The sequence below is a fragment of the Streptomyces sp. NPDC057438 genome (assembly GCF_042802995.1).
Taxonomy (GTDB): Bacteria; Actinomycetota; Actinomycetes; order Streptomycetales; family Streptomycetaceae; genus Streptomyces.
On sequence record NZ_JBHVDD010000022.1, the window covers coordinates 60,940 to 79,350 of the forward strand.

Here is an 18,411-nt window from a genome sequence, read left to right on the forward strand (position 1 = left end):
GATGGCGGAAGACCACCGCAACCACAGCGGTCCCGGGACGACCGCGACCATCGCTCGAGGAAGGGGCGCGTGGGTGCTGGGGGACGACGCGGAGCTGACCGCCGCGGTGCTTGCGGCACAGGACGGGGACGAGACCGCGTTCCGGACTGTGTACCGCTCGGTGCACCCACGGCTGCTCGGGTACGTGCGGACGCTGGTCGGTGACGCGGACGCGGAGGACGTCACCTCCGAGTCCTGGCTGCAGATAGCCCGTGACCTGGAGAGGTTCAGCGGAGACGCCGACCGGTTCCGCGGCTGGGCCGCACGGATCGCCCGCAACCGGGCCCTCGACCACATACGCATGCGGGGCCGCAGGCCCGCGATAGGCGGCGACGAGACCGAGCTGACCGCCAAACCCGCCGAGTCCGACACGGCCGGCGAGGCGATGGAGGCCCTGGCGACCGGCCGCACGCTCTCGCTCATCGCCCAGCTGCCCCAGGACCAGGCGGAGGCGGTGGTCCTGCGTGTCGTGGTCGGCCTCGACGCGAAGACCGCCGCGGAGACCCTGGGCAAGCGCGCGGGCGCCGTACGGACGGCCGCCCACCGGGGGCTGAAACGCCTCGCCGAACTGATCGGGGAGAATCCGGAGACGGCTTCGGAGGCCGACCCGGAATCCGGCGACCCGCTGGACGCCGTACCCCGGCCGAGAGCCGCGCGTGTGCGCACGGCCACGTCCGCCGGTGTGACGCATACGCGTTCGCGGACGCAGAAGGATGTGTGATGGCCGACGAGCAGTACAGGTGGCTGAACCGCGACGCCGCGGAGCGGCTGCTGAGCGGGGAACCGCTCGAAGCCGTCGACGCTCACACCCGCGCTCGTGCCGACAGGCTCGCCGAGGCGCTCGACGCCCTGGCCGCCGAGGTCGCGCCGGAGCCCACGCGGGATCCCGAACTCCCTGGTGAGGAAGCCGCGTTGGCTGCCTTCCGGACCGCCCGTACGGCCCGCCCGAGCCCTGCGGCCCACTCCGGTGAGAGCGGCCGGGCCGCGGATCACGGTCGTGGCGGCCGCCCGCACGCCACCGCCTCGCCCACGGCCGACGCGGGTCTCGTGCACCTCGGCCGTCCCGTGCGGACGCCCTCCGGGCCGGACGGCCGCCGGGCCCGCTGGGGCCGCCCCGTGCGGTTCGGGCTGGTCGCCGCGGTGGCCGCCGGGATGCTCGGCGGGGTCACGGTGGTGGCCGGCGGCGGCGCGCTGAGCGCGTTCCGCGGCGAGGAAGCGGAACCCTCCGCCACCGTCTCCGCCGGCCGGTCGCCGGACCGGCCGCTGATGTCGCCGACGCCGAACGGCAAGGGCGACGACAGGCGTGGCGCGTGGGGCGGGGTGACGCCCGACCCGTCCGCGGACGCCACCCCGAAGGGCGACTCCCCCGCCGGGGACGGAACCGGCGGCACCGACGAGGACGAGCGGTCCGGTGACGGCGGGCAGGGCGGCGAGTCCACCCGGCAGTGGCGGAAGAACATGCTCTCCGCCTGCCGTGACGTCCGCGACGGCAAGGAGCTGGACGCCGACCGCCGACGCTCCCTGGAGGACGCGGCGGGCGGCCGGGGCAGGGGGCAGCTGAAGCGGTACTGCGAAGGCCTCCTGGCGGGCGGCACGGGCATCCCCGGCAACTCCGGCAACTCCGGCAAGGAGAAGCGGTGGGGCGGCACGGGAGCGGGCGGGGGCACCGGGACCGGCGCGTCGGACACCGGCGGCCCGACGGGCGGCGGTGACCAGGGCGCGCGGACCGGCAACGGCTCCGACGATGACGACGACTCCCACCGCGGCAAGGGCCGCCATGGGAACGGAGACGGGAACGGCAAGGGCCGCCACGGGAACGGCAGCGGGAAGGCCAAGGGCGACGGCAGCGGCCACCGGCACGGGAACGGGAACGGGAAGGGTGGCAAGAACAAGAGCCACCAGGGCGGCACGGGGAACAAGGGCGGCAAGGGCGACGGCGGCAACGGTCACCGCGGTCGGTTCGCGGCGGTGACCCCGATCGGCTCCCCCCGCACGAGCCCCGCCCCCACCGGTGTGACGCTCACACACCCGGCCTGACCTGCGTCTTCGTATCCGCTACGAATTCTTTCGCGGAACGGGTAACACTTTGGGCCGCCCCGGCGCAGTAATGAGTGAGCCGACTGGTCATCGGCCGTCGCACAGAGCCGGGGTTCCCCCCGTACCTACGGCTCGTGCACCTCGGCGCGGGCGGGACACGTTCCCCCGGTCCCGCCCGCGCCCCATTACCCCCGTGATTCCCCCGTGGTCCCCCGTGACCCCCGTACTCCTCCTGACGCGCCGGACACCCTCCCGCTATGCGTCCTGTGACACACGTCACTTCCTTCGCTGTCGTCACCAGTAGACGACGACCTTGTCGCCGTTCCTGACCTGCGCGAACAGTTGCGCGATCGCCGCCTTGTCCCGGACGTTGACGCAGCCGTGCGAGGCCCCGTAGTAGCCGCGCGCCGCGAAGTCGGCGGAGTAGTGGACCGCCTGGCCGCCGCTGAAGAACATCGCGTACGGCATCGGGGTGTCGTACAGGGTCGACCAGTGGTCACGGGACTTGAAGTAGACGTGGAAGAGGCCCTCGCGGGTCGGTGTGTACTCCGAGCCGAAGCGGACCTCGACCGTCGTCAGGGTCCGGCCGTCCACCATCCAGCGCAGCGTGCGGCTCGTCTTGCTGATGCACAGCACCCGTCCGGTCAGGCAGCGCGGGTCGGGCGACGCGGCCGGCTGCCCGCCGTACGCGTACAGGTCCCACTTGCCGGGCTCCCGCGTCATGGCCAGCAGCCGCGCCCAGGTGACGCTGTCCGTCTTCCCGGTCCGCGGCAGTCCGCGCTTGCCCTGGAAGCCCCTGACCGCCTGGACGGTCAGGTCGTCGTACGTCCCCGTGGGCCCCACGAAGAGCCACGCGATCTGCCGCAGCCGGGCCTGCAGCTCCCGTACGTCCAGTCCCTCGTCCCCCTTGGCCCAGAGGACCGTGGGGGCGACGGCGGGAGTGGGAGTGGGGGAGGGGGAGGCCCTGGGCGGCGGGGTCTGCCCCCGTCTCCCCTTGCCGTCGCTGTCACCGCCGCGGTCACCGTCGGCGTCCTCACCGGACCTCTCGCCGCCGATCGCGTCCCCGCCCTCCTTGGGGGTGCCGCTCGGTGTGTCCGTCACGTCGACGTGTACGGGCCCGCGCTGGTCGCCGTGCACCTCGATCCCCGTGGCCGTGCAGGCGCCGGCCAGGGTGAGTGCCGCGAGCGCGGCCATCGATCTCCGCATGTCCTTGGTACGCATCGGGGCCCCCGTCGTCTCATGATCGGCCGCGTCCGGTCACTCTCGGGACAGGTTTCCCGGACGTGACCCGTCGCGAACAAACGGGCATGGTTGTGAGCAAGGTCCCAGCCGGGGCCACTCCACCGGGTGCTGACTCGCCGCTACAGTCCGTCGCGAGGATCAGTACTGGCGAGTAACAAGCGGGCATCCGAGCCGACGACGAGACGGAGGCACACACCATGGCGCGCGAGTCGGAGTCCGGACTGCCCATCGAGCCGGTGTACGGGCCTGAGGCGCTGCGGGACTGGGATCCGGCGGACCGTCTCGGCGAACCGGGCGCCTACCCCTACACCCGTGGTGTCTACCCGTCGATGTACACCGGCCGTCCCTGGACGATGCGTCAGTACGCGGGGTTCGGTACGGCGGTGGAGTCCAACGCGCGCTACCGGCAGCTGATCGCCAACGGCACGATGGGGCTGTCGGTCGCCTTCGACCTGCCCACCCAGATGGGCCACGACTCCGACGCCCCGCTCGCGCACGGCGAGGTCGGCAAGGTGGGTGTGGCGATCGACTCGGTCGAGGACATGCGGGTGCTGTTCGACGGCATCCCGCTGGACAAGGTCTCGACCTCGATGACGATCAACGCGCCCGCCGCCCTGCTGCTGCTGATGTACCAGCTGGTCGGCGAGGAGCAGGGAGTACCGGCCGAACGGCTCACCGGCACGATCCAGAACGACGTGCTGAAGGAGTACATCGCGCGGGGGACGTACATCTTCCCGCCCAAGCCGTCCCTGCGCCTGATCGCGGACATCTTCCAGTACTGCAGGGCCGAGATCCCGAAGTGGAACACCATCTCGATCTCCGGCTACCACATGGCCGAGGCGGGGGCCTCCCCCGCGCAGGAGATCGCGTTCACCCTGGCCGACGGCATCGAATACGTGCGCACGGCGGTCGCGGCGGGGATGGACGTCGACGACTTCGCCCCCCGTCTGTCGTTCTTCTTCGTCGCCCGCACCACGATCCTGGAGGAGGTCGCCAAGTTCCGTGCGGCGCGCAGGATCTGGGCCCGGGTGATGCGCGAGGAGTTCGGCGCGCGGAACCCCAAGTCCCTGATGCTCCGCTTCCACACCCAGACGGCCGGGGTGCAGCTGACCGCCCAGCAGCCGGAGGTGAACCTCGTGCGGGTGGCCGTCCAGGGCCTCGCGGCGGTGCTGGGCGGCACCCAGTCCCTGCACACCAACTCCTTCGACGAGGCGATCGCCCTCCCGACCGACAAGAGCGCGCGCCTCGCGCTGCGTACGCAGCAGGTGCTCGCCTACGAGACGGATGTGACGGCCACGGTGGACCCCTTCGCGGGTTCGTACGTCATCGAGCGGATGACCGACGACGTGGAGGCGGCGGCCGTCGAACTCATGCGGAAGGTCGAGGACCTGGGCGGCGCGGTCGCCGCCATCGAGCACGGTTTCCAGAAGGGCGAGATCGAGCGCTCCGCCTACCGGATCGCTCAGGAGACCGACTCCGGTGAACGGGTCGTGGTCGGCGTCAACCGGTTCCAGCTCGACGCGGAGGAGCCCTACGAGCCGCTGCGGGTGGACCCGGCCATCGAGGCCCAGCAGGCGGAGCGGCTGGCGAAGCTGCGGGCCGAGCGGGACCGGGCGGCCGTCGATGCCGCGCTGGCGGCCCTGAAGAAGGCCGCGGAGGGCGAGGACAACGTCCTCTACCCGATGCGGGAGGCCCTCAAGGCCCGCGCCACCGTGGGCGAGGTGTGCAACGCGTTGCGGGAGGTCTGGGGCACGTACGTCCCCAGCGACGCGTTCTGAAGCGACGGGTTCGGAAGCGACGGGTTCGGAAGCGACGGGTTCGGAAGCGACGCGTTCTGAAGCGGGGCGTTCTGCGGCGGCGCGTTCGCGCGCTCCGCGTTCCGGCCGCTATCGCCGGGCCGGGTGTCGTACCCCCGTGCGACACTCCTTTCCATGTTCGGTGTCACTGACCTGCCCACCTATCTGGCAGGGCTCGTCCTGATCGTCCTCCTGCCCGGCCCCAACTCCCTCTACGTGCTGTCCGTGGCCGCCCGGCGCGGGATACGGACCGGGTACCGGGCCGCCGCCGGGGTGTGGGTCGGGGACGCCGTGCTGATGACCTTGTCGGCGGCGGGGGTGGCCTCGTTGCTGCAGGCCAACGCCGTGCTGTTCGGCATCGTGAAGTACGCGGGCGCGGGGTATCTGTCGTGGCTGGCGGTGGGGATGCTGCGGGCCGCGTGGGGGATGTGGCGCGGCCGTCACGAGCGGTCGGCCGAGGGTGCCGGGACCGAGGCGGTCGAAGGGGAACGGCCGTTCCGGCGGGCGATGATCACCAGTCTGCTCAACCCCAAGGCGATCCTGTTCTTCGTCGCCTTCTTCGTGCAGTTCGTGGACCCCGCGTACGCCTACCCGGCCCTCTCCTTCGTCGTGCTGGGCGTGCTCGCCCAGCTCGCCAGCTTCCTCTACCTGAGCGCGCTGATATTCAGCGGCACCAGGCTGGCCGCCACCTTCCGTCGGCGCAGGGTGCTGTCGGCGGGCGCCACCTCGGCGGCGGGGGCGATGTTCCTCGGGTTCGCGGTCAAGCTGTCGCTGGCGAGCAGCGCCTAGCGTGTGCGGCCGACGGCCGCGTGTGGTTGCTCGCGCAGTTCCCCGCGCCCCTCACGGGGCGCGACGCCCACCACCCCCGTGCGCCGGTCCGTCCGCGCCTCAGCCCGTTCGCCTTCCTCCCGACCTCGCCCTTCTGATCGTCCTCGTCAGCAGCGGGGGCAGGAGGTCCACGGCGAGTTCGCGGGCGGGGTTCCGGGGTCGGCGGGGGCGGGACGAGGGCTGCGGGGCCGGCGCCGGAGGGCCTTGGGGTGTCCAGTGGCGGGACTTCGGGAAGACCGGGGCCTTCATGCCCTTGGACTTGAGGCGGATGATGCGATGGCCGGCCGCCCGCTGGTTGCTGAGGTGGCAGTCGTTCCGTCGCCCCACCATCTCCAGGAGGGCCTCCTGGACGGGCTCCGGGTCGCCCCACGTGCCGTAGAGCTTCTGCGTGCTGAGGCAGACCGGGTTGAGACCCCGGTTGAGGACGGCCTCCCACGCGGCGATGGAGACCCCGGGGGTGTGTTCCGAGCGGAAGTCGTCGAGGACGACCAGGCCGCCGGGGCGCAGGACCTCCCGTGCGGCGGTGATGTCGCCCTCGACATGCTCGTACAGGTGGGAGGCGTCGATGTGCACGAAACGGCAGGAGCCCGGCTCGACCTCGCCGGGGACGATCGAGCTGGGGCCCTGCAGGACGCGGGGCAGCTCGTCGTGGAAGGAGAGGTAGTTCGCCTCGAAGGCCCGGCGGGTGAGTGTGCTGCGGTACGACTTGGTGGCCTCCGCCGCGTTGGCGTCGTCCGGTGCGTCGCTCTCGAACAGGTCGCAGACCGTGTAGGCCTCGCCCTCCCGCAGATGCCGGCCGAGGAAGACGGCACTCTTGCCCATGTAGACCCCGACCTCCAGGAGATCGCCCTTTTCCTCCGCGTTCTCCTGCCGGTCCAGCAGCCAGTCGAAAAGCAGTTGGTCGAGCACCGGAAACCAGCCGGGAACGTCGTCGAGTTCACGGGGGAGCCGGATCGTTTCGTGTTCAGAGGCCGTTCCGGAGGTCGTTCCGGAGGCCGTTCCGGAGGTCGTTTCGGGAGTCGTTTCAGAGGTCATGAGGACAGAAGACTCTCTCGCGTCGACGAGACGAACGGGCGAACAGGCGAACGGGTGAGGGGGTGAACAGGTCGGTGGACCCGTGCGACGGCCAGGGACCATTCATGGATGCTGCGGAGCCTTACCGGAAAGGCGATGCCGAATCCTCGGTCCGGATGAACAGTCGGCCAATTCCAGGTTCAGGAAAGGTTCAGCCACGGCGTCCCCCGAGTGACTCGCGCAGCCAGGGCTGCAACGGCCGTTCGACCCAGCGGTGCAGCAGCCAGGCGAGCGCCAGCATGAGCGCCAGGGTGAGGGCGACGGTCACCGACGACGGAACGCCCAGCCCCTGGTGCAGCCCCCGGACCACGGGCCAGCCCAGGTGCTCGTGCACGAGGTAGAACGGGTACGTCAGGGCGCCCGCGGTGGCCAGCCAGGGCCGGTCGACGCGCCGCAGGAGCCCCAGTGCGACCGCCGCCACGGCCACGAAGCCGACGCAGACGGCGAGGACGATGCCCAGCTGGGAGCGGTAGGAGAAGAACTCCGGGCCGGGGGCGTGCCACATGTCCTCGACCGTCCGGTACTGGCTCAGCAGCAGACTGAACACCACGATCAGCCAGGCCGCGGTGTCCCGGCGGTCGCGGTGCACCAGATACAGGCCCAGGCCGCCGATGAACAGCGACGCGTACTGCGGCATCAGGACCATGTCCAGCAGCGGCTCCTTCGCGGCCGGAGCCAGCACCGAGGCCAGCGTCCAGCCGCCGCAGAACCAGATGACCCGTCTGCGGGTCACCCCGGGCACCACCACGCACAGCGCGAACAGGACGTAGAAGCGGACCTCCGCCCACAGGGTCCAGCACACGCCCAGGACCCGATCGGCACCCAGCGGCATCTGCAGCATCGTGAGGTTGACCAGGAACTCGCTGACGGACACCCGCGCGAAGCCGATGCCCGGGAGGGCGAAGACGGCCGCGACCAGGATCACCGCCGCCCAGTACGCGGGTAGCAGACGAGCCGCGCGGGAGGCGAGGAACGACTGCAGCGAACGCCCCCAGCCGCTCGCGCAGATCACGAACCCGCTGATCACGAAGAACGCCTGGACCCCGGCCCAGCCGTACGCGAACCAGCCGTGGGCGGTGGGGAACTGCACGGCGGGCGAGGCCCCCCACGCCTTGCCGATCTCTCCGTCGCGCCCACCGTAGTGATAGGCCGCGACGGAGAGGGCGGCGAGCAGGCGCAGCCCGTCGAGGGCGTACAGCCGGGGCCGAGCCTCGGCCGGGCCCTCGCCCGAGCGCGGGTCCCCGCCGGAGCGCTGGCCCCGACCGGGGCCCGGGGTGCTGCGCGACCTGCCCCCGTCCACCCCCACCCGGGACTCGACACGATCATCCGCTGTCGTCGAGGTGGTCACCGGAGGGCTCACCCCAGGGCCGCTCGCTTGAGGGACCGGGCCCGTCGCGCGACTCTTCGCACGGTGGCGTTGCGCGGGATGAACGCGAGCTGGACGGGGACACCGCCGGGCAGCCCCAGCGACGTCAGCCGGCGCCGCTTGAAGTACCGCAGGGTGTGCGCGTTCAGCTGCCTCGTCAGATACGCCTCGGCCGCGCCCCGCAGCGACGGGTAGATCTTCGGCTGCATCGCGAAGCCGACCGCCCGGACCAGGGCGTCGAGGTCGGCGACCGCCGTGCCAGGCCGCTGCGAGGCGACCGCGTCCCGGTCGCCCAGCTCCGGCAGCAGCGCGTCCACGATCGTGACGGGCACCCGGTTGCTGTTCTCGTACGGGGCGAGCCGGTCCAGCAGCGTGCCGGTGCCGACGCGGGCGACCGGCAGGCCGTACAGCGCGGAGGCGGTGAGCAGGGCCGTGGAGAAGCAGCCGACGACGAGGGCCGGACGCATCCGCTGGTAGAGCACCTCGGCGAGGACCGGCGTGTCCAGCACGGTCAGCTCGGCGCCGAGCCGCTCCGCCTCCTTCTCCAGACCGCGCGACCAGCGGGCCGGGGCACTGGGGTGCGGCTTGAACACGACCTTGGTGTGCCCGAGCGCCACCGCGCCCGCCAGCATCCGCACGTGGAGGTTCTCCTCCTCCTCGGCCGTGAGGATGCCGAGAGCGGAGAGGTACTGGCCGAGCAGCAGCGCGGGCTCCTCGACGGCGGGCGACCCGTCACCGGTGTCGGCGAGTTCCGCCAGCACCTTCACGAAGGCGTCCGTCGGCACGATCTCCGGCTCGACCCCGAACTCGGTGAGCAGCAGGGGCTTGAGGTCCGGGACGAGGTCCAGGTGGAGGAGACGGTCGATGCGGGTGCCGACCAGCGGGTCGATCTTGTTGCGGGTGGGGCCGTAGCTCATCAGGCCGTCCGCGTACACGGTCACGGGGGCGCCGGTGAAGATCTGGGTGAAGCCGAGCGCCGGGTGGACCTGGATGGACTCCACGGCCAGCTCGACGTCGTCGTCCCCCAGGTTCCACAGGAGCCGCAGATGCCGTTCCCACAGCGGTACGTCGTCCTGGCGCGGGGACCAGCCGCCGGGGTGGAAGGGGGAGATGGTCTCGTTCCAGGAGATCACCTCGTCGAAGCGGGTGCTCAGCCGCTCGAAGCCGGGCATCTCGTCCAGGCCGGTGGCCGTCTCCGGCGTCGCCCCGTTGTCGGAGACCAGCAGGATGCGCCGGGCGGCGGGGCGGAAGCACTCGGTGTCCAGGGCGGCGGCCAGCGTGGCCGTGCCGTACAGCGTGGACGCCATGAAGATCTGCGTGGTCATGCGGCGACCCCCGTGGCGGCGGGACGGCGGCGCAGCCGGCGCAGCCGGGTGGCGCGCTGGACGTCCATGGAGTCGAGCGCCTCGTCGAGCACGTCCTGCGGCATGCGGCGCAGCGCGACGGCGCTCATCGACTTCAGTTTCCGTGCCACCGCCGGCTCGAACCTTTCGATGGATCCCAGATGGTGGGAGATGATCGCGCAATAGGTGCGCACGGCCTTGGGGAGAAGCCTGTCCGCGTCCCGGTCCTTCGCCGTCTCCGCGATGACCTGGTCGAACGCGCGAATGAAGTCCAGCTGCCGTACGTCGCCGATCTGGGTCAGGGAGGACGCCACTCCGCGCCGGTAGAAGACGCCCAGCAGCCCCACGGTGGCGAAGGACTCGGCCTCCCGGTGGAGCTTCCAGATCCACGGCCGGTCCTCGGCGGTACGCAGCCCGTGGGTGAAGTGCAGGACGCCCTTGTCGACCAGCCGGCGGTGGTAGATGCCCGCCCAGGCGAACGCGTAGTCGACGGAGGTGGAGCGGTCGGCCGGCAGGATCGCGTCCCGCGGGTTCATCACCACGCCCCGGCGCCCGTTGGGCACCCGGTGGACGGAACGGGCCCGCCCGGTGCACTGGACGTGGTCCGTGCGCACGAAGTCGCAGCCCAGGTCCTCGATGGCGGCCAGCAGCCGGGGGAAGTAGCCGGGGGCGAGCCAGTCGTCCCCGTCCAGGAATGTCAGGTATTCGCCGCGGGCGTTGTCGATGCCCGTGTTGCGCGCGGTCGCCAGTCCTCCGTTCTGTTCGTGTCTGACATACACCGCCCCCGGCAACTCGCGCTCCGCGCGCGCGAGAATGTCCGGTGTCTCGTCGCGCGAGCAGTCGTCGACGAGAATGAATTCGAAGTCCTCACGAGCATTTGCTCCGAGGCTCTTCAGGGTGTCGGGCGCGTATTGCTGCACGTTGTAGAACGGCACGATGACGGAGAGCTTGACCACCCCCGTGACGTTAGGGGGCCCTCCGGCATTCGTCTTGACCACCCGCTTGATGTCAGGTGAACGACGCGTGGCGGAACCGTGAACCAGGCGCATTCCGCCGTCATTCGCGTCCCGATTCGCCGTTCGGCGGCGTGCTGTTAACCCTTTGTTGTATTCGGGTTGGGCCGTTCAACGGAATCGCTTCCTAGCGTCTTCGATGTGCCAGCAAGTGCTACGAACACCCTGCGAGTCGCCGTACTCGCGGATTCCGACACCCGGTGGAAATGGGGCGCGCTCACCGCGCACCGGCTCGCTCCGGAGGCGTCGGAGGTCCGCCTGGACGGCTTCCTCCTGCGCGGCCGGGCCACTCCCACGGCCCGTCAGCTGCGGGAGGTCGGCGTCCGCTCCGACTCCCTGCGCGAGGTGACCGGCCTCGAATTCCTGCGCGCCATGAAGGAGGCCGCGTACGACATCGTCCTGCTCTCCCTCGTCGGCGGGGGTGTCCAGGCGATGCTGCACGGCCTGCGCCGGGCCTGGGACGGGCGTACGAAGCGGCCGGTGGTCGTCACCGGTTACGTCGGTGTCGTCTACGAGAAGCTCGCCGACGGTCTGCTGCTGCGGCACGGAGCGGACCTCGTCCTCGCCAACTCCCGCCAGGACGCGGACCGGTTCAGGGCGGTCTACGAGGGCGTGGGCGCCGACGCCTCCTCGGTCACCGAGGTCGCGCTGCCCTTCCTCGGCGGCAGGCCCTACACCGGAGCCGATGACCCGGCCGCGGAGCGGCGCCCCTACACGGTCGTCTTCGCCGTGCAGCCGTCCGTCCCGGACAACCGCAGGGACCGTACGTACCTGCTGAACCGCCTGATCGGGCACGCGCGGCTGCACCCCGACCGTGAGGTGCTGCTGAAGCTGCGCTCCAAACCGGGCGAGCACACCACGCACATCGAGGAGCTGCCCTACCAGAAGCTGGCGGAGAAGCTGCCCGGCGGTCTGCCGGCCAACTTCCGCCTCGCCTACGGGAACATGGGCGAGGTCCTCGACACCACCGACCTGCTGGTCACCGTCAGCTCCACGGCCGCCCTGGAGTCGCTGCACCGCCGGATCCCCACCGTCGTCCTCACCGACCTCGGCATCCGCGAGACCCTCGGCAACCACCACTTCGTGGGCTCCGGCTGCCTCGCCTCCTGGGACCAGCTCGACGCCGGGTACGAGCCGGCGCCGGACCCGCGGTGGGTGGCCCGGCAGGGTGTGATGGCCGGGGGCACCTCCGGGACGAACTCGGGGGCAGGCTCGTACGCCACCGCCTTCGACGCGGCCCGGGCCCGCGTCGCGAAGCTGGTCGCCGGGCCCGAACTGCCGCCGCTCGCGCCGTACTACACGCCCGTCACCGCGCCCGGCTACCTCCCCGGCATCCTCGCCCGCCACCACCTCGGCCCCGACGGCGCACCGCTGCCCGGGGCACCCGCCGCCGACCGGCAGGCCGGGCCCGTACGGCAGATCGTGCGCCGGGCGGCGCGCGGCGCCTACCGCCACGGAGTGCAGCGCGTCGCGCCCGTCATCCGCCGGATGGGGGAGCTGTGAGCCGCCACCTGTCCACTGCGCAAGGAGTACAGCCCATGCCCCACCCGGAAGCGGACCGAGCGGCCTCCGCGCGCCGCGTCCTCGCCGTGATCCCCGCGCGCGGCGGCTCCAAGGGCGTCCCCGCGAAGAACCTCGCCCCCGTCGGCGGTGTGCCGCTGGTGACCCGCGCGGTCCGCGAGTGCCTCGCCGCCCGGCTGGTGACGCACGTCGTCGTCTCCACCGACGACCACGCCATCGCCGCCGCCGCCCGCGAGTCCGGCGCCGAGGTCGTGCTCCGCCCCGCCGCGATCGCCGGCGACACCGCCACCTCCGAGGCGGCCGTCCTGCACGCCCTGGACGCCCACGAGGCCCTCCACGGCGCCACGGTCGACGTCGTCCTGCTCGTCCAGTGCACCAGCCCGTTCATCCTCCGTGAGGACATCGACGGCGTGGCCCGGGCCCTCGTCGAGCACGGCGCGGACACCGCGCTCACCGTCGCCCCGTTCCACGGCTTCGTCTGGCGCGACACGACGGACGAGCCGGCGGACGGCACGAACGGGTACGGAGAGGCCGCGGCCGCCCACCACGGACCCGCGGCCGCCCACCAAGGGCCCGCGCCGGCGTACCGCGAGCCCCTGGCGGCATCCGGCGGCGTGCAGGCCGAAGAGGGTGCCCCGCGCCCCGCCGTCGCGCCGGCGCCCGCGTACGGCGGCGAGACCGACGAGACCCGCCCCGAGGTGCGGGCCGCCGGCCACACGCCCCCGGCGTACGGCACCGCCCGCCCCGGCGCAGCCGCCACCGCCGCGCCGGGCGACGACCCGTCCGGTGACGCCCACTTCACCCCCGGCCCCACTGCCGGAGGCCACGGCGTCAACCACGACAAGTCCTTCCGCCCCCGCCGCCAGGACCGCCCGCAGGACCTGCTGGAGACCGGCGCCGCCTACGCCATGGACGCGGCCGGGCTGCGCAAGTACCAGCACCGGTTCTTCGGCCGGACGGAGCTCGTGCGCACCGACCCCGCGCGGGTCCTGGAGATCGACGACCCGCACGACCTCGCCCGCGCCCAGGCCCTCGCGCCCCTCTTCGACGCGCACCGGCCCGGCGCCCTCCCCACCCACGACGACATCGACGCCGTGGTCCTCGACTTCGACGGCACCCAGACCGACGACCGGGTGCTGATCGACTCCGACGGACGGGAGTTCGTCTCCGTGCACCGCGGCGACGGACTCGGCATCGCGGCCCTCCGCAGGAGCGGCCTGGAGATGCTGATCCTGTCCTCGGAACAGAACCCGGTCGTCGCCGCCCGAGCCCGGAAGCTCAAGCTCCCGGTGCTCCACGGCATCGACCGCAAAGACCTCGCACTGAAGCAGTGGTGCGAGGAGCAGGGCATCGCGCCGGAGCGCGTGCTCTACGTCGGCAACGACGTCAACGACCTCCCGTGCTTCGCCCTCGTGGGCTGGCCCGTGGCGGTCGGCAGCGCCCACGACGTCGTGCGCGGCGCCGCACGCGCGGTCACCACCGTCCCCGGTGGTGACGGCGCGATCCGGGAGATCGCCGGCTGGATCCTCGGCCCCTCCCTCGACTCTCTCGACTCCCTCACCAGTTAAGGAAATCCTCCGTCATGAGCACCAACTCCCGTCTGCGCACCTTCGGTTCGAAGACCGCAGGACCCGGCCACCCCGTCTACGTCGTCGGCGAGATCGGCATCAACCACAACGGTGAGCTGGAGAACGCCTTCAAGCTGATCGACGCCGCCGCCGAGGCCGGCTGCGACGCCGTCAAGTTCCAGAAGCGCACCCCCGAGATCTGCACCCCCCGCGACCAGTGGGACATCGAGCGCGACACCCCCTGGGGCCGCATGACCTACATCGACTACCGCCACCGCGTGGAGTTCGGTGAGGACGAGTACCGCCAGATCGACGAGTACTCCAAGGAGAAGGGCATCGACTGGTTCGCCTCCCCGTGGGACACCGAGGCCGTCGCCTTCCTGGAGAAGTTCGACGTCCCCGCCCACAAGGTGGCCTCCGCCTCCCTCACCGACGACGAGCTGCTGCGCGCCCTGCGCTCCACCAACCGCACGGTCATCCTCTCCACCGGCATGTCGACCCCGAAGCAGATCCGCCACGCCGTCGAGGTCCTGGGCAGCGACAACATCCTGCTCTGCCACGCCACCTCGACCTACCCGGCCAAGGCGGAGGAACTGAACCTCCGCGTCATCAACACCCTCCAGGCCGAGTACCCCAACGTCCCGATCGGCTACTCCGGCCACGAGACGGGCCTGCAGACCACCCTCGCGGCCGTCGCCCTCGGCGCCACCTTCGTGGAGCGCCACATCACCCTCGACCGCGCGATGTGGGGCTCCGACCAGGCCGCCTCCGTCGAGCCGGGCGGACTCACCCGCCTCGTCCGCGACATCCGCACCATCGAGGCCTCCCTCGGCGACGGCGTCAAGAAGGTCTACGAGTCCGAGCTGGGCCCCATGAAGAAGCTGCGCCGTGTCTCCGGCGTCGTCGCCGAGGCGGAGATCGCGGCGGCGGCGGGCGAGCCGGTCGCGGTCTGAGCCACCTTCCCACCCTGACCACGGGTCTCCCTCACTACGGGACGGTCGTACGTCGATGAGCCCCCGCGCCGGAACCGCCGGCCCCCACACTCTCGCCTTCGTCGAGAGCCCGGTACAGCTGCTCAACGTGCTGGAGTGGGCGCACGCCCACGCCCTAGGCACCCCCGAGGACCCCGGCGTGGGGCCCTTCCGAAGGGGCGGCGCGGGACTCACCCTCGTGGTGCTGTCGCCCAACGACCCCATGACCCGCGGCCAGCTGCGCCGGATGGCGGAGCTGGCCCGGGACGAGGGCCACGACGTGCGCTGGGAGGAGGCGCGCGGCGGCACCGCCGCCCCCTTCCGCACCATCGGCGGCCTCGCCCCGCTGCTGCGCGCCGCGAGCCGCATCGTGCTGGGCGACCCCTTCTCCCGGTACGTGCAGCTCCTGCTGACCATCACCCGGGCGCGGGACGTCGTCGTCGTCGACGACGGCACCGCGACCATGGAGTTCGTCTCCCAGCTGGCCCGCGGCGAACGCCTCGTGCGCTGGCACCGCAAGGGCGGCCGCCCCGGACCCCGTGACCTGATCTTCGCCCCGGTCTCCGCCAAGGCCCGCAAACGCCTCACCCCGGCCGCCGGCAGACGCGTCGAGGTCTTCTCCTCGATGCCGATCGACGAGACCCCCGAGGGCGTCTTCGTCACCGCCAACGACTTCGCCTGGACCCGGGCCCGCTTCGGCCCGCCCCGCATCACCAAGGGCGCCGACCTCGTGGGCACGTCCCTCGTGGAGACCGGCGTGGTGGACGGCGACCGCTATCTCGAAGCCGTCCGCTCCCTCGCCACCGCCCACGGCGCCACCCGCTACTTCGCCCACCGCCGCGAGAGCGCCGAGAAACTGCACACCCTCGCCGCGGCGACGGGCCTGGAGATCATGCGCCCCGACCTCCCCCTCGAACTCATCGCCCGCCGGGGCCCCATCGGCCGGACGATCCTCAGCTTCCCCTCGACGGTGGTCCACACCCTGCCGCTCGCGCTCGCCGGTACGGACGTACGCGTGGCGGTCTGCGACATCGACCCGAGCTGGCTGACGGAGAACGCCTCCCCGCGCGCCCAGGGCTTCCTGTCCGGGGTCACCGGCACGGCGCGGGACGTCCACCGGCTGACGTCGGTCGTGCCGGTCTGAGCGGTTCCCCTCCGGGCGTATCCGGAGCTGTCGCTTCCCCCGTCGGTCCGTGCCTTCGTGCCGCCTGGCCGGGGGAGGCGAGGCGCCGCCCCCGAAGGGGGAGCGGTGACGACACACGGCGAACGCGCGCGGCTCACGCCCACGGCGGACGAGCGAGCCGGCCGAACACCGTCCGGCCGAACTGACCGGCGACGACCGTACGATCCTGGCCCGCGACGCGTACACCTTCCTGCACCGCCCGCTGGTGGCCGGCGTCGTCATCACCGCCCTCGGCCTGAAGACGACCCTGCACCAGGTCGCCGACACGGACCACTACGGCCTGGCCGAGCCCCTGCGCGACCTGCCCGCCTGGGCCCTGGCGGGCGGTACGGGCCTGTTCCTGCCGGGCTCCGCCGCGATCCTGCTCCGCACCACGGGCCGCCGCGCCCCGGCCCTGCTCACCGGCGGCACCCTCTGCCTGGCGGCACCCTCTGCCTGGCGGCAGGCCCTCTGGTCGCCCTCGTCCCGGCCCTGGCAGCCCTCGCCGCCCTGACAGCCACGATCACCACGGTCCTCCTGATCCACGCCCGCGCACCACGGCCCTCCTGATCCACGGTCGGGCCGGGACCCCGCCGCGTACGGGGCACGGGGATCCGAGGCGGCGCCCCCGAAAGCGCTGCGCGCCCCCGCATCACCCTCGCGCCGCCCTATCACCCCGTGATCCCTGTCACCACTGCCACCCCCGCGCCACCCTCCCGCGCCCCACCTCCGTGACCCCACGCCTCACCCCCGCAGCCGCAGGCCAAAGCCCTTCTGCGGTGCCGTCACGCCGTCTCCCCACCCACCTCGTCGCACACATGTCGTGGCCGAACCATCACGCGGCGGTGATGGTTCCGGGACAGTGCGGTGGGCCGGACGTGGTATCCGTGGAGTGTGGGAATCGTCCGGGCACCCCCGGACGTTTGGACAGAGGGATTCGCGGGCAACCCCGGCGCTTTCTTCTCCGAGGTCAGCCCGCCCGCGAAGAGGCGGCCGGGTATACCCACCCCTGCCAATACGTATGCGTCGTGCGACCGGAAATCTTCCCCTCACGGGCTGATTTTTTGTTGATCGAGGGTGAGAAGGTCGCCCGATCGCCCTACCCTTCAGAGGGTGAACCAACTGATGTCCCGAGAGTCCGAGGCAGATCTGCCGGGGGAAGCCGAAACATCGCTCCCCGGTACGTTGCCGGAAGCCCTGCGTGCCGAACTCGTCGCCTTCCGCCGCGACTTGCACATGCACCCGGAGCTCGGCAACCAGGAGTTCCGCACGACCGCCGCGATCAAGGCCCGCCTGGAGAAGGCCGGTCTCAGCCCGCGCGTGCTCGACAGCGGCACCGGACTCATCTGTGACATCGGGGACTGGAACGGCGCCGACAGCTCCGCGCTCGCGCTGCGCGCCGACATCGACGCCCTCCCCATCCCGGACACCAAGGTGGACTGCGACTACCGCTCCACCGTCCCCGACCGCGCCCACGCCTGCGGCCACGACGTGCACACCACCGTCGTCCTCGGCGCCGGCCTCGTGCTGGCCGACCTGCACCGCAGGGGGCAGCTGCCCCGCCCCGTCCGGCTGATCTTCCAGCCCGCCGAGGAGGTCCTGCCCGGCGGCGCCGCCGACGTCATCAGGACCGGCGCACTCGACGGCGTCGGCCGCATCATCGCCGTGCACTGCGACCCGAGGGTCGACGCCGGCTGCATCGGCCTGCGCCACGGCCCCATCACCTCCGCGTGCGACCGGCTGGAGCTGTCCCTGGACGGGCCGGGCGGCCACACCGCGCGCCCCCACCTGACCACCGACCTCGTCACCGCCGCCGCCCGCGTCGTCACGGACGTGCCCGCGCTGGTCGCCCGCCGTTTCGACGCCCGTGCCGGGCTCGTCGTGACCTGGGGCCGCATCGAGTCGGGCCACGCGCCGAACGTCATCCCGCAGCACGCGGAGCTCTCCGGCACCGTCCGCTGCCTGGACATCAACGCCTGGCGGCAGGCCCCCGACCTGATCCACGAGGCGGTCCAGGAGGTCGCGGTCATGCACCGCGCCAAGCCCGAGATCAACTACATCCGGGGCGTCCCGCCGGTCGTCAACGACCCCGTCGTCACCGAACTGCTGCACGACTCGATGGTCGCCCGCCGGGGTGCCAAGTCCGTCGAGGACACCGAGCAGAGCCTCGGCGGCGAGGACTTCTCCTGGTACCTGGAGCACGTCCCCGGCGCCATGGCCCGGCTGGGTGTCCGCCGTCCGGGCGACCTCACCGTCCGCGACCTCCACCAGGGCGACTTCGACGCCGACGAGCACGCCATCACCGTGGGCGTGGAACTCTTCACCGCGGCCGCCCTCCTCGACGCCCGCATGCGCGCCCTCGACCACGCCGGCCTCTAGAGCCTGCTCCGGTTGCGCCCCGCCCACCCTCGCGGCAGCCTGGTGCGCGTGACCGTACGACCACCGTACGGA

15 protein-coding genes are annotated in these 18,411 nt (G+C 72.1%); 10 read left to right on the top strand and 5 right to left on the bottom strand.

Annotated features, from left to right (window positions below):
• The first annotated feature begins 73 nt into the window (after positions 1 to 73).
• Entirely contained in the window at positions 74 to 760 is a 687-nt protein-coding gene (locus tag ACFU5F_RS15280) for an RNA polymerase sigma factor (RefSeq protein ID WP_383887001.1), read from the top strand.
• Entirely contained in the window at positions 760 to 2,076 is a 1,317-nt protein-coding gene (locus ACFU5F_RS15285) for a hypothetical protein (protein WP_383887003.1), read from the top strand. The genes ACFU5F_RS15280 and ACFU5F_RS15285 overlap by 1 nt, the downstream gene beginning before the upstream one ends.
• A gap of 294 nt (positions 2,077 to 2,370) precedes the next feature.
• Here ACFU5F_RS15285 and ACFU5F_RS15290 read toward each other — a convergent pair whose 3' ends face one another.
• The gene (locus ACFU5F_RS15290; protein WP_383887005.1) at positions 2,371 to 3,297 is read right to left on the bottom strand and encodes a L,D-transpeptidase family protein; all 927 of its coding nucleotides are present in this window, start codon (positions 3,295 to 3,297) and stop codon (positions 2,371 to 2,373) included.
• A gap of 218 nt (positions 3,298 to 3,515) precedes the next feature.
• Between ACFU5F_RS15290 and ACFU5F_RS15295 the strand changes: the two genes are divergently transcribed.
• Both ACFU5F_RS15295 and leuE read left to right on the top strand, forming a co-directional pair.
• Complete coding sequence (locus tag ACFU5F_RS15295) at positions 3,516 to 5,096, top strand: methylmalonyl-CoA mutase (RefSeq protein WP_383887007.1); 1,581 nt, start codon at positions 3,516 to 3,518, stop codon at positions 5,094 to 5,096.
• Between the two features lie 153 nt (positions 5,097 to 5,249).
• Complete coding sequence (gene leuE, locus ACFU5F_RS15300; protein WP_383887008.1) at positions 5,250 to 5,903, top strand: leucine efflux protein LeuE; 654 nt, start codon at positions 5,250 to 5,252, stop codon at positions 5,901 to 5,903.
• A gap of 99 nt (positions 5,904 to 6,002) precedes the next feature.
• Here the strand turns inward: leuE and ACFU5F_RS15305 are convergent, their stop codons facing one another.
• From ACFU5F_RS15305 to ACFU5F_RS15320, 4 genes are all read right to left on the bottom strand, one after another.
• Positions 6,003 to 6,977: a class I SAM-dependent methyltransferase gene (locus ACFU5F_RS15305; protein ID WP_383887010.1), complete on the bottom strand. Its 975-nt coding sequence runs from the start codon at positions 6,975 to 6,977 to the stop codon at positions 6,003 to 6,005.
• Positions 6,978 to 7,167: 190 nt separating this feature from the next.
• Entirely contained in the window at positions 7,168 to 8,364 is a 1,197-nt protein-coding gene (locus tag ACFU5F_RS15310; protein ID WP_383887012.1) for an acyltransferase family protein, read from the bottom strand.
• An 8-nt stretch (positions 8,365 to 8,372) separates the two neighbouring features.
• A complete protein-coding gene (locus tag ACFU5F_RS15315; protein ID WP_383887014.1) occupies positions 8,373 to 9,707 on the bottom strand; it encodes an alpha-2,8-polysialyltransferase family protein in 1,335 nt (444 codons plus the stop codon).
• Positions 9,704 to 10,681, bottom strand: a complete 978-nt coding sequence (locus tag ACFU5F_RS15320) for a glycosyltransferase family 2 protein (protein ID WP_383887015.1) — start codon at positions 10,679 to 10,681, stop codon at positions 9,704 to 9,706. Before ACFU5F_RS15320 ends, ACFU5F_RS15315 begins: the two co-directional genes overlap by 4 nt.
• Before the next feature lie 198 nt (positions 10,682 to 10,879).
• On the opposite strand from ACFU5F_RS15320, the gene ACFU5F_RS15325 reads away from it, so the two are divergent.
• The 6 genes from ACFU5F_RS15325 to ACFU5F_RS15350 all read left to right on the top strand — a co-directional run bounded on the left by ACFU5F_RS15325 (position 10,880) and on the right by ACFU5F_RS15350 (position 18,339).
• Complete coding sequence (locus tag ACFU5F_RS15325; RefSeq protein WP_383887017.1) at positions 10,880 to 12,241, top strand: DUF6716 putative glycosyltransferase; 1,362 nt, start codon at positions 10,880 to 10,882, stop codon at positions 12,239 to 12,241.
• 35 nt (positions 12,242 to 12,276) lie between these two features.
• Positions 12,277 to 13,827: a cytidylyltransferase domain-containing protein gene (locus ACFU5F_RS15330; protein WP_383887019.1), complete on the top strand. Its 1,551-nt coding sequence runs from the start codon at positions 12,277 to 12,279 to the stop codon at positions 13,825 to 13,827.
• Between the two features lie 14 nt (positions 13,828 to 13,841).
• A complete protein-coding gene (locus tag ACFU5F_RS15335) occupies positions 13,842 to 14,780 on the top strand; it encodes an N-acetylneuraminate synthase family protein (protein ID WP_383887021.1) in 939 nt (312 codons plus the stop codon).
• A gap of 55 nt (positions 14,781 to 14,835) precedes the next feature.
• Positions 14,836 to 15,942, top strand: a complete 1,107-nt coding sequence (locus ACFU5F_RS15340; RefSeq protein WP_383887023.1) for a hypothetical protein — start codon at positions 14,836 to 14,838, stop codon at positions 15,940 to 15,942.
• A gap of 229 nt (positions 15,943 to 16,171) precedes the next feature.
• Complete coding sequence (locus ACFU5F_RS15345; protein ID WP_383887071.1) at positions 16,172 to 16,474, top strand: low temperature requirement protein A; 303 nt, start codon at positions 16,172 to 16,174, stop codon at positions 16,472 to 16,474.
• Between the two features lie 611 nt (positions 16,475 to 17,085).
• Entirely contained in the window at positions 17,086 to 18,339 is a 1,254-nt protein-coding gene (locus ACFU5F_RS15350; RefSeq protein WP_383887025.1) for an amidohydrolase, read from the top strand.
• The last annotated feature ends 72 nt before the right edge of the window (positions 18,340 to 18,411 follow it).